Below are 11,768 nucleotides of genomic sequence, written 5' to 3' on the forward strand. Positions count from 1 at the left end.
TCTATACGTCTTAATAATTCAGGTGCGCCTCTTTTCTTGGCATACGCACTGCTCAATTCAATACATTCATCCGCAATAATCCCTTTAGTCGCTAAGGTGCAGTTTAGCCAGACGTTCAAAATCTTGTCTTAGAATGGGTTTGAGTAATTGATGAAATACGGTATTCTGATGTGACAAAACCTGATTCCTTTATAGTTAAAGTGTTTGTTTGCACTCATATTTTAACTATTTAGACTCAGGTTTTTTTATTTAGAGCAAACTATGGGACAGTAGTGCCATTAGGTCGCTTTTTAGCTATTGCTACCTCGATAAGACAAGGCTTCCGTTAAATGTGAGCTAGATATCATGTCACTCTCAGCTAAGTCAGCAATCGTTCTTGCAACGCGAAGTACCCGATGATAAGCACGGGCAGAAAGATTTAATCTTTGTTGTGCTATTTCAATAATTTTTGCAGATCCCTCGTCTAAACGAGCATGTTGATCCAAAAGTTGAGGTGAAAGCGCTTGGTTTAAGCATTGCTGTCTTTTGATTTGTTGTTGATATGCTTTTATCACTCGATGACGAACAGTTTCAGAGTTTTCTGAGGGTTTTTGGTCTTGTAGTTCTTGAGCTTGCAAGGGTGGAACATCGATATGCAGATCAATTCGATCCAAAAGTGGACCTGAAATTCGATTTTGATAACGTTGAATACTTTCAGGCGAACACTGACAACGACTATCTTGATTAAATGCATATCCACAAGGGCATGGATTCATTGCAGCGATAAACTGAAAATTTGCAGGGAAGGTCATTTGTCTCGCCGCGCGAGAAATTACGATTTCTTTAGACTCTAAAGGTTGGCGCAGAACTTCAAGCACTTTGCGGTCGAATTCAGGTAATTCATCTAAAAACAAAACACCGCGATGAGCAAGCGTAATTTCTCCTGGTTTTGGTTGAGAGCCTCTGTGAGAATCAGAAATAAATGAAACAACACCTATCTCAAAGCTTTATTTTTCGTTAACAGTTCAGAAATAGATAAAACAAAAATACCCGAAATAGATGAAAAATCGTTAAAAAATACCAGAAATAAGTGAAACATTGTTAAAACTGCGTTTTCATAAGAAAAAAGGTGCTAATCTGTATAAAAAATAAACATAAAGAGAGTGCCATGTATAAATCTGTTAGAAAGATTGGCCCAACCAGATGCAGTGTTTCTGGATACTACTCTTTTAGAAACACGGCTTCTATTCCTTACGAATCATCTTTGGAACGTGACTTTGTTATGCTCCATGAATTTGATGACAATGTGATTGAAATCATCTCACAACCAGTTTCAATTCCTTTTGCCCTGAATGGGTGCAACTATGAATATCATCCAGATTATTTAGTGTTATTTCAGAACTGCACCAAAAGTGGGATGCTGGTTGAAGTAAAACCAGAAAGTAAATGGCGAGAGAATTGGCGAATTTGGCGCATAAAATGGAAAGCAGCAGCTCGATGGGCAAAAGAACGCAATTTTTTATTTCATATCTATGATGAGTCTAGAATTCGTGGACAAGAATTAGAAAATATTAAAATCCTGAATAGTTTTAAAAGAACTGCTTTTAATGAACAGGAAATGCAGAAAGCTTATGATTTTATTCATCGTTCAGGAATGATCTCAGTTGCAGATTATTTGGTTCAGTTTCCTGTTGCTCAACATACCAGACAGTCCCAATTGTTATGGCAGCTTCTGGCAAAAAGGGTATTGGTGACAGACCTATCCCTACCTCTAAATAAGAATTCAATGATTGAGGTAGGTGGATATGGAAAATCATTCTAAAGACAATCCGATTTCCCTGAATCGGGAACAACTGGATTTCTCCATTGGGTCATCAGTTATCCATATACCCAGTGGTAAGACTTATAAGATCAAACGGCAGATTGATTTTTCATATATTGAATGCCAGTGTGCCGAGACTGGTAGGATAGAGGTTTTACCCCTTCTATCTCTGACAAAAGCAAATCATCCAGTAGAGATGAATTATCCAGACTTAAACAATATTGAGTCTGATGATTGGAAAGAAGCTGAACATAGGTATAACCTGATTTTACCATTACTTAATCGAGAGATTGTAGGGCGAAAAGAGATTGAGGATTATGCAAAAGAAAAAGGTCTGGGATATGTGACTTTATATCGATGGTTTAGAGCTTATAAGGCTACAGGTACTGTAACTTCTTTAATACCAAAACAACGGGGGTGGCAAGAAGGCAATTCACGTTTAACGCCCGAACAAGACAAAATTATTAATGATGTCATTCAGGAATATTATTTATCGTCTCAGAGATTATCTCAACAAGAAGTATTTAAGCAGGTAAAAATTGTCTGTAGCCAAAATAATATTCCAAGACCCACGCAAAACTCTGTTCGTAAGCGAATACTAGAAGTATCAGCTAAAGCTGTTTTATATGGTCGTGGACAGCCTAAAAAGGCAAAAGATAAATTTTCCCCGAAAGCAGGTATGTTTCCGAACGTATTTTATCCGCTTGATGTGATTCAAATAGATCATACACCAGTAGACTTGATGTTGGTTGATGATGTAAATAGACAGTCGATAGGGCGACCTTGGGTTACTTTTGCCATTGATGTGTATAGCCGCATGATTCTTGGTTATTACTTATCTCTTGATGCGCCATCCGAAATTTCAGTTGCGATGTGTATAGCGCATGCTGTTTTGCCTAAAGAAGAGTGGTTAGCAGCGAAAGAGATAGAGAGTGAGTGGAAAGTTTGGGGAATTCCTAAAAAGATTCATGTGGATAATGGGCCAGATTTTCGCACGGAAACCTTGAGACGAGCTTGTCTGGAATATGACATTACCCTAGAGTTTAGGCCAGTTAAAGTGCCTAATTATGGTGGACATATTGAGCGTTTGGTCGGAACTTTCATGGGAAAAGTTCATAGATTAAAAGGTACAACCTTTTCCAATACTAAGGAAAGGGCTGAGTATGATTCTGAAAAATATGCCTGTATGACATTCGATGAAGCTGAAAGGTGGATTCTGCAACAAATTGTGATGATCTATCATAAAGAGATCCACTCTGCCTTGGATATGTCACCTACCAGTAAATGGCGTGATGGAATTTTTGGAACTGGTGATGAGATAGGCTGCGGTCTGCCACATGTACCTGCTAATCCTAAAACTGTGATGTTGGATTTCATGCCATTTGAAGAGCGTACTATCCAGAATACAGGTGTGACTTGGGATGGGGTTCGATACTTTGATTTTATACTTGCTCCTTATATTGGGTTACAGGGAGAGGATGGTAAGGCACGTAAATATATCTTCCGTAGAGATCCTCGTGATATTTCCATTATTTATTTCTTAAATCCTGATACGAAAAACTATATTCCAATTCTTGTAGCTAATCAGAACTTGCCATCCACCAGTCTATGGCAGTTACGTGCAAGTAAAAAACGGTTAAAAGAACGTGGTCTCAAGGACTACAATGAGCATCAAATCATTGAAACCTTGATTGAAATGCAACAGCTTGTTGAGAATGCTGAGGCACAAACTAAAAAAATGAGACGTATAAGACAACGGAGCAAAATCCATCAAAAAAATATTACGCCAGTTGAACCCATTGAAAAACAACAACGTCCTGAAAATCTAGCCACTCCTAAAATAGATGGATTATTGGATATTGATGTTATTCAGCCATTTGAGGATATTCAATGATGCAGAACTTCTTACATATCCATCCAAAGTTTCAGCACATTGCGGTTTTATCCGATGCTGAAAGAATTGAATTTATTAATACGGCACGTTGGATTGGCTATCAGTCTGCAAAGGATATTTTGCAACGGTTGGAGGATTTATTTAATTTCCCTAAAAGGCCAAGAATGCCCAATTTAATGATTGTGGGCGAATCCAATAACGGTAAAACCACTCTGATTCAGCATTTCTATGAAAAGTATAAAGAACCCTATGAAACTGAAGATTTAGAGTTGGTCATTCCCATCATTCTGATTGAAGCTCCTAGTACGGCAAATGAAAAGGCATTGTATATTTCTATCCTAGAGAAAATGGCTGCACCATATCGGCAAACTGCCTCTACGGAAATCCTATATACACAGGCTTTGCATTTGATGCGTACCTACAGTGTAAAAATGCTTATCATTGATGAGTTTCATTCGATGTTTACGGGAACAGCACGTAAACAACGTGAAATGATGAATGCCCTAAAAAGGCTATGTAATGAGCTACAAATACCGATTGTGGGTGTTGGGACTGGAAATGCAGTCAATATCCTTTTTACCGATAAGCAGTTTGCCAGTCGGTTTGAGGTAGCGGAACTCCCTGTATGGCCGTTAAATGCTGATTTTCAAAGAATGCTGATGTCGTTTGAACAGGTATTGCCCTTGAAAAATAAATCTAATTTACATGAGCCTAGCGTGGCACAAGCCATTTATTACAAGTCTGAGGGTAATCTCGGAAATATCAGTAACCTTCTTGCAAGGTGTGCGATTAAGGCAATACGCAATGGTTCTGAAATCATTGACATTGATTTAATCAATGCACAGAAAGATTTCCTTTCTACTACAAGGGGACGAGTATGAAGCTTCCCATTTTGCGTACACCGCCCATTATTATTGATGAGACATTGAGTTCTTGGTTAATTCGTACAGCCTTATATCAGGGTTGTGATCCGATGGTGTTGTCGTGGTGTATCTGGGATAAATACAGAATCTGGACGATAGATTTTGAACGGAATTTACCATATGAGCATCTATTTGCATTGTCCAAGGCAACAGGACTGGGTATTGATGTATTGAATGAAATGCTACTCATCCATCAGGCAAAAAAATGTGTTCATGATTTTAATACTGAGAGTGCGATTTGGTCATGGGTGTTGTGTCAGGGTATTAGGAATCGTAAGAAATCAGTAGGTCAGCAGTATTGCTCGCATTGTCTTGCGGAAGGCACGCCTTATCTACGCAAGGAATGGAGAATGGCATGGGCGACAGTGTGTACCAAACATCAGGTACTGTTGCAGGATTCCTGCCCTGAATGTGATTTCTATTTCTCACCGCATAAATTGCAAGGTTTGGAACAAGTATTGTCTATCTGCCATCACTGTGGTTTTGATCTGCGAACCAGTAAAGGCATACAAGCAGACTCTGCATTCCAGAAGGCAGCCCAAGCTGCAATTCAACACGGCTGTGCCAACTATGGGAATACCCCTTTATTAACAGCCGAATGGTTCTCTGTGGCAAAAGTCTTTGTTTTGCTATTAAGGAAAGCTGCTGCACATCCGGATGGCCGTTTTGCCAATATTTTTGCTGATTTAGATATCTGTATAGAGAAATTAGTTTTACCTAGGACTGTAGGAACGTTTGAATGGCTTCCAATTGCTGAGAGACATGGTTTATTGAGGGATTGCTACACCTTATTGCGACAGCCTCTAGAAACGTTTATAGCGGTTGCTCAATCACATTCACTCACAGCCAATGCAATTTTAAATGTTGTTCCGCAGGATAAATTACCCAAAACACTATTTCCTTTGGTGAACAGTCTAGAGCTGAAAAGTAAGAATTACTCAAAACGTCAGCTTGGAAATGAGCCTGCTTCTGAGAAGAATGTTATGCGGAAGTGGGCAAGATTACAGCGTAAAGTTCAGAGGATTGTAGCCTCATGAAAGATTGTAGCCAGTGTGGTAAATCCGTTGCTAAATATCATCGTTTTTATAAGGGGGAGGGATATTGCCATACTTGCTATGTTCGTGTGTTTAAGCCGCTACCATGCTCAAAATGTGGTGAGATCCATCGGCTTCACTATAAGGAAGAACAAGCTGTTTGTTCGGCTTGTTGTCATAACAGACCTTGTATCAGATGTGGCAAGGAAAGGTATGAGATAGGGAAAATCACAGCGTATGGGTCTGTCTGTAACTCATGCAGCCCATATTTCAGGGAGAAAAAGCCTTGCGGTTATTGTGGTGTGCTGTCCTCAAAATTAACCAAAACTGAAAAGAATGGTGTGGGTCTTTCAATCTGTCCCAAATGTTATCGAAAAGAGAAGGGTTATGAAACTTGTCCCCAATGCCATAAGAATCGCCTATTAATAGAGACTGAACATGGCAAGATGTGTAAGAAATGCCACGAAGTTGGATTGGTAGATTGTCAGACCTGTGGAATTCAAATACCTGCGGGTATGGGGAGTGCCTGTGACTCCTGTGGTTGGTTGAAGCGATTTAACCAAAGAGTCCATCTACTAAAATTTACCATTCCTGCTGAACAGGTCAGAGCAGCTTTTATTGAATTCTCTCAATGGCTATTACAGGATGTTGGTAATCATAAAGCCACATTGACCATTGAGTTGTATGTGCCTTTCTTTGTAGAAATCACTCGATACTGGAACGAGCTACCTTCATACGAGGTGATACTTCATCACTTTAAACCCAAAGGATTGAGAAAATACCTTAAAGTGAAACAATGGCTACATATCCTTTATCAAGGAAACATTCAGGATTCTAAAAAAACAGATTTAGCTGAGGGGTGTAGGATAGATGCTTTGTTTGCCAAGATTGCTTACCAACCTATTGCCTGTGATCTGTTCAACGGTTATCAAGCTGAACTCATGGCAAAACTCTATGCAGGCAGAACTACGTTAAAATCAGTGAGATTGGCTCTACAACCTGCTGTTGGTCTACTATTGCAGAGAATAAACCAGATACCGACTCAATCTGAGGTTGGGATGTATTTGGCAGAGAGATCAGGTCAACGAGCCGCTTTAACAGGGTTCATCAACTATCTGAACAAAAATTATGATTTGAACTTAATATGTGGACATAGTGAAAAAGAAAAGATTCAGGCTCAACAACGGAAACAGAAGAATCTAGAAAATGAGATGATTGTTTTTATTATCAAAAGTAGGGAAGAACAGAATTCAATCCATATTATTGATTGGATTAGGCTTTCCATGCAGTATTTTCATGATTGTTCTTACAAGACTTCAAGCAAATTTGAGGTGAATCAAGATCAGTGTACAGTGTTGCAAGACGGCAAAACGTATGTTCTACCTTGGTTACAATAGTTGATATTACTTATTTTTGTTAACGGAATTCCTATTAAACCTCATATCTTTAGTGTAAACTTTTAGTCTAAATTTGTTTAGGAAAGATTCTGAAATTATGGAATGTACATGATGATGTAATCATGTTATTGATTGTTCCATATAGAATTAAGTCTAGACGAAAAGTGAGTTAATATTATTAACTTTTTCCTCTAGAAAATACTTTTCTTAATTTCAAGTAGTTTTGATGTGGTATAGCCTCTCAAAAGTATCCTAGTACATAAATCTTTAATTTGGAGACATCTCTTGGTTGATTTTGTTTTGAACAGATTGGTAAATGTAGATATGTATAAAGAAAACTATATTTAACCATAGTAGAAATAACTAACTAAGTATGTTGTATAACCAATAGGGTTTAATTGAATGAAATTAATATTAAAAAATATAGGATTGCTTAAGGATGCGGAGCTTGAGCTATCTAGATTAAGCCTAATTGCTGGTGAAAATGATAATGGTAAAAGTACTGTTGGTAAGGTTATATTCTGTCTTGTAAAAGCCATCAATAGATATAGAGAAGATTTGGAAGAGTCGAAAGAATATCGAATAGAAGAAGAGTTCAGAAATGTATTTTTCTTTTTAAGAACTTTGTCTAATGAGCGTTATGAATTTAAAAGCGATACTCTACGTACATTACAAAGTTCTGAATATGATTTTAGTACTAAAATAGATGCATTAAATCAAATTATTGATGAGTTAAAAAATTCTTTTCTTGAGACTGAAACTTTACATCAATTCATTAATCTACGAGATAAAATTTTGGCAATGATAGAAAAGCCAGAGGATACTCGTGAACTAATGGAAAATGCTTTAAATAAGGTTTTTGTAGCCGAATTCGATTCTCGTATACTATTAGATGGCGAGGATGAAGGCTTTATTGGACTCTATGAGCAAAATATAAAGTTAATTGAAGTTAAAATATTTAAAAATAAAATACATTTAGTTAATAATGTGGAGCCTATTGTTTTAGAGGATGCAACATTTATTGAAACTCCTTTAATTCTAAATAATCATGATTTATTAATTAGAAGTAAATCGGCTTTTAATTTAAGAAAACGAACTCTATCTCATTTAGGAATTCCATATACAACATTTCATACAAAAGATTTATTCGACAAATTAATAGAACCTCCATTTGGAGATTTATTTGATACGAATATAAATAAATTAGTTGAAAGAAAATTACGTGAAGTTGTAAATGGTGAAATTATTTATGACAATAGAGAGAAAGACTTTATTTTTAAGAAAGATCAAGGAAGCTCAGTCCCAATAAGAAATACTGCTAGTGGGATTAAAGTATTTGGTATTCTTCAATTGTTATCTAGTAATGATTTTATTAATAAAAAGTCATTGTTGGTCTTTGATGAACCTGAAAATCATTTACACCCAAAATGGCAATTAAAACTAGCTGAAATTTTAATAGATCTTGCTGAGCAAGGAGTTTATATTCTTGTTTCTTCACATAGTCCATATATGATAGAGGCGCTTAAAAGATATTCGGATTTAGCAGGTTTAGAAAAAGAATCAAGCTTTTACTTAGCCAAAGAGAATTCAATTCAAAACAAAGATAAACTTGAAGAAATATTTCAGGTTTTATCTGAGCCATTTGAAGTATTTAGAAAAATGGATAGAGAAATTTTAAAAGATGAATAAATATTGTATCAAAGAATTTTTATCTAATACTTTAGAAAGTCATGAGTCAACATTAAAAGAAACAAGCTTTGATAAAACAAACAATGAGTATTTATGTGAAGATGAAAAATTAAGAGTTATTTATGATTTTGATAGTTACGTACGTCAAAATTTTGACCAAAGTCTCTTGCCTGCATCTCCTGATGCTATCCATGTTGGAAATAAAAAGCTTTATTTTATAGAGTTTAAAAATCAAAATCCTTCAGATATTGATAAATCTCAAATGAAACGTAAGTTTGAAAGCGGGACAAAGATATTAAAAGAGGAGTTACTAAATGGTTTCTGCCCTAAAGATGTTGAGTATATTTTCTGTGTTGTATATAAAAAACCTAGAGCCAGATATTTCAACCCTTATGCCATAGAGTCAAATATTCCTAAATTTGGTTTGGAAGAAAAGAATGAGGAGTTAGGTCATTTTTATTCAAAAATAATAACTGAACCAGTTGAATTTTATAAAGAAGAGTTTGCAGAGTTAGACTGTTAAAGGCTTTTTTTGAAGAATCTATATTAGCTTATTTGTCGAGATACTTTAGTTTGGTCGGTAATCCCCCCTAAAAATAAAAGGAAGTAAAAGTAGAATTTTCTCTTAAGATTAGAGCAGGAGATTCTGCATGAAAACATCTAAATTTACTGACAGTCAGATCATGTCTATTTTGAAACAGGCGGAGTCTGGCACGCCTGTTACTACCCTGTGCCGTGAACATGGCATGAGTAATGCGACTTTCTACAAGTGGCGTGCTAAATATGGCGGTATGGATGCCTCATTAATTGCTCGACTGAAAGAACTTGAAGCAGAAAATGCCAAGCTAAAAAAGATGTATGCTGAAGAGCGGCTCAAAGCTGAAATCATTCAGGAAGCCATGTCAAAAAAGTGGTAAAGCCATCTTGTCGTCGTCAGATGGCACAACAAGCCGTTACCTATCATGCCGTCAGCATTCGTATGGCCTGCCGCGCATTTAGTATCAGTGAAACCTGCTATCGTTATCAGGCTAAACTTAGTGGTGACAATGTAATCATTGCGGCAAAGCTCATTGAACTCACCGCAGAAAATACAGATTGGGGCTTTGGTCTGTGTTTCTCTTATCTACGCCATGTTGAGAACTGCGGTTGGAATCATAAGCGTGTTTACCGTATTTACTGTGATCTGGCACTGAATTTACGTATTAAGCCAAGAAGACGATTAAAACGACATGCGCCTGAACCATTGAAAGAACCAACTCGTCCAAATCAAGTATGGTCATTAGATTTTATGCATGATCAGCTTGCTGATGGACGTAAATATCGCTTGTTGAATGTGATTGATGATTACCGTCGCGAAGGCTTAGCGATTGAAGCATGTATTGAAATCAAATGACATCCAAATCAGCATGGATGGTAAAGGTCGATGGGTTGATAATGTGATGGTTGAACGATTATGGCGGAGCGTTAAATATGAAGAGGTGTATCTCAAAGCCTACAGCAATGTTTTGGATGCGAAGAAGCAATTAAACGCATATTTTGAATTTTATAATTTGAAACGACCTCATTCGAGTCTGGACAAAATGACTCCAGATGAGTTTTACTATGACCAGCTACCACAACAAAATAAGGTAGCTTAACTAGAGCAGAGTATCACTTATAAATAAGCTCTCTGTACACGACAAATTTCATAGGACCCTTGTCCTATCAGGCTTTTTCTTTCTTAAAATTGCTAGCACTTTCTTAAATTCTTCTTTTTTTCCAAAACCAATCAAACGTAGAATAGCCATTTGAACATAGTCCAAACCGTAGCGAAATAAACTTACTGAAAGTCGTCCATGCTTCTTTATTTTTATCGCTTTTTTCCGATCATGTTGCTGTGCTTTGACAATAAAGTCCTAAACTGAACATTAAAGCTCTAAACTAAGACTTTAAAAATAACATTATAGTTGTAAACTATAAAACAATAATTATTTTAAAACAATGATTTAAAAAAATTGGTTTACAACTATATTGTCAAAATTCATGCTGTTGAATCAGCCTAAAGCTCGATTCAGTATATAATTATATTGTTAAAACATTTGCCACTTTCTTTTGTAACTTATTGATTTTAGTCTTTTTGAGTTTACAACTTTATTGTTCAGACACAGTTGCCATTCACCTGTTAAATAGCACCAACAGAAACCGATAGCTAGCACTGCTATCAATTTTTTGACTCGTCTAGGGTCTGTTAAACGAGTATTTTCAAGATTGAATCCACGTCCTTTGAGACAACTAAATAACGTTTCGATTTCCCAGCGTAATGCATAATCACGAATAGCAGAAGCATTAAACATAGGAGAAACAACAAGTAAAAGTTCTCCATCTTCTAATCGTAGCGCACTAATATACAGTTTCACTCGACCAACCCAAATACGTCGTTTACGACATTCAGTTTGACCAACTTGAAGATGACGAAATAAATCACTAATTTTATGATTCTTGGCTAAGTGATTGGTCACAATAAAGTTTTTTTAACACGTATACAGAAGTGAATGTCATTTTCAATTAACCATGTAAACCATTTCTCACCGATAAATTCTCTGTCTGCGAACACATTCACAATACGATCTTTACCAAAAATGGAGATAAAGCGTTGAATCAAAGCAATACGCTCTTTTGTATCTGAATTGCCACGTTTATTGAGCAATGTCCAAACAATAGGTATCGCTATTCCACGATAGACGATGGCTAACATCAAGATATTGATATCTCGTTTTCCCCATTTCCAATTAGTTCTATCCAAAGTTAATTGGACTTTATCAAATGAAAATATATTGAAAATTAACTGAGAAATTTGACGATAATCGAAATACTGACCTGCAAAGAAGCGTTGTATACGTCGATAAAATGATTGTGGTAAGCACTTGATGGGTAAGGCTTTAGATGCAGAAGAAAGATTACATGTCTGTTTTACAATTAATGCAAGCATAATCAGTGTAAAACATTTTGCATGTGACTTGTTCCACTTTAGATATTTGTTTAAGATGAGAT

At 36.4% G+C, this 11,768-nt stretch carries 7 protein-coding genes and 5 pseudogenes; 9 read left to right on the plus strand and 3 right to left on the minus strand.

The window, feature by feature from the left end; translation table 11 throughout:
* Nucleotides 1-290: 290 nt before the first annotated feature.
* A pseudogene (locus tag MKL32_RS12175) lies at nucleotides 291-941 on the minus strand (ATP-binding protein); the annotation flags it as partial.
* Between the two features lie 206 nt (nucleotides 942-1,147).
* Here MKL32_RS12175 and MKL32_RS12180 point away from each other — a divergent pair.
* From MKL32_RS12180 to MKL32_RS16240, 9 genes and pseudogenes are all read left to right on the plus strand, one after another.
* On the plus strand, nucleotides 1,148-1,801 hold the full coding sequence (locus MKL32_RS12180) for a Tn7 transposase TnsA N-terminal domain-containing protein (protein WP_270900604.1): 654 nt from the start codon (nucleotides 1,148-1,150) through the stop codon (nucleotides 1,799-1,801).
* Nucleotides 1,785-3,695 carry a Mu transposase C-terminal domain-containing protein gene (locus MKL32_RS12185; RefSeq protein ID WP_004883672.1) on the plus strand — a complete coding sequence of 637 codons (1,911 nt, stop codon included), beginning with the start codon at nucleotides 1,785-1,787 and terminating at the stop codon, nucleotides 3,693-3,695. Before MKL32_RS12180 ends, MKL32_RS12185 begins: the two co-directional genes overlap by 17 nt.
* Nucleotides 3,692-4,576 carry a TniB family NTP-binding protein gene (locus tag MKL32_RS12190; protein ID WP_004883671.1) on the plus strand — a complete coding sequence of 295 codons (885 nt, stop codon included), beginning with the start codon at nucleotides 3,692-3,694 and terminating at the stop codon, nucleotides 4,574-4,576. Before MKL32_RS12185 ends, MKL32_RS12190 begins: the two co-directional genes overlap by 4 nt.
* On the plus strand, nucleotides 4,573-5,655 hold the full coding sequence (locus MKL32_RS12195) for a TniQ family protein (RefSeq protein ID WP_004883669.1): 1,083 nt from the start codon (nucleotides 4,573-4,575) through the stop codon (nucleotides 5,653-5,655). The genes MKL32_RS12190 and MKL32_RS12195 overlap by 4 nt, the downstream gene beginning before the upstream one ends.
* A 299-nt stretch (nucleotides 5,656-5,954) precedes the next feature.
* The gene (locus tag MKL32_RS12200) at nucleotides 5,955-7,049 is read left to right on the plus strand and encodes a hypothetical protein (protein WP_270900605.1); all 1,095 of its coding nucleotides are present in this window, start codon (nucleotides 5,955-5,957) and stop codon (nucleotides 7,047-7,049) included.
* A 402-nt stretch (nucleotides 7,050-7,451) separates the two neighbouring features.
* A complete protein-coding gene (locus MKL32_RS12205) occupies nucleotides 7,452-8,738 on the plus strand; it encodes an AAA family ATPase (protein ID WP_004883665.1) in 1,287 nt (428 codons plus the stop codon).
* A complete protein-coding gene (locus MKL32_RS12210; RefSeq protein ID WP_270900606.1) occupies nucleotides 8,731-9,261 on the plus strand; it encodes a hypothetical protein in 531 nt (176 codons plus the stop codon). The genes MKL32_RS12205 and MKL32_RS12210 overlap by 8 nt, the downstream gene beginning before the upstream one ends.
* Before the next feature lie 127 nt (nucleotides 9,262-9,388).
* Nucleotides 9,389-10,113, plus strand: a pseudogene (locus MKL32_RS12215) (transposase); the annotation flags it as partial.
* A gap of 1 nt (nucleotide 10,114) precedes the next feature.
* Nucleotides 10,115-10,375, plus strand: a pseudogene (locus MKL32_RS16240) (integrase core domain-containing protein); the annotation flags it as partial.
* Nucleotides 10,376-10,423: 48 nt separating this feature from the next.
* On the opposite strand, the pseudogene MKL32_RS12220 reads toward MKL32_RS16240, so the two are convergent.
* Together MKL32_RS12220 and MKL32_RS12225 are read right to left on the minus strand one after the other, a co-directional pair.
* Nucleotides 10,424-10,612: pseudogene (locus MKL32_RS12220) on the minus strand (IS4-like element ISAba33 family transposase); the annotation flags it as partial.
* Nucleotides 10,613-10,885: 273 nt separating this feature from the next.
* Nucleotides 10,886-11,768: pseudogene (locus MKL32_RS12225) on the minus strand (IS4-like element ISAba33 family transposase); the annotation flags it as partial.

This window comes from Acinetobacter sp. AOR34_HL (genome assembly GCF_027854795.1).
GTDB lineage: Bacteria > Pseudomonadota > Gammaproteobacteria > Pseudomonadales > Moraxellaceae > Acinetobacter > Acinetobacter junii.

What these genes read in the sequence shown, in the direction of transcription:
- MKL32_RS12180 (WP_270900604.1), top strand. Translation starts at nt 1,148, where the DNA reads ATGTATAAATCTGTTAGAAAGATTGGCCCAACCAGATGCAGTGTTTCT.
- MKL32_RS12185 (WP_004883672.1), top strand. Translation starts at nt 1,785, where the DNA reads ATGGAAAATCATTCTAAAGACAATCCGATTTCCCTGAATCGGGAACAA.
- MKL32_RS12190 (WP_004883671.1), top strand. Translation starts at nt 3,692, where the DNA reads ATGATGCAGAACTTCTTACATATCCATCCAAAGTTTCAGCACATTGCG.
- MKL32_RS12195 (WP_004883669.1), top strand. Translation starts at nt 4,573, where the DNA reads ATGAAGCTTCCCATTTTGCGTACACCGCCCATTATTATTGATGAGACA.
- MKL32_RS12205 (WP_004883665.1), top strand. Translation starts at nt 7,452, where the DNA reads ATGAAATTAATATTAAAAAATATAGGATTGCTTAAGGATGCGGAGCTT.
- MKL32_RS12210 (WP_270900606.1), top strand. Translation starts at nt 8,731, where the DNA reads ATGAATAAATATTGTATCAAAGAATTTTTATCTAATACTTTAGAAAGT.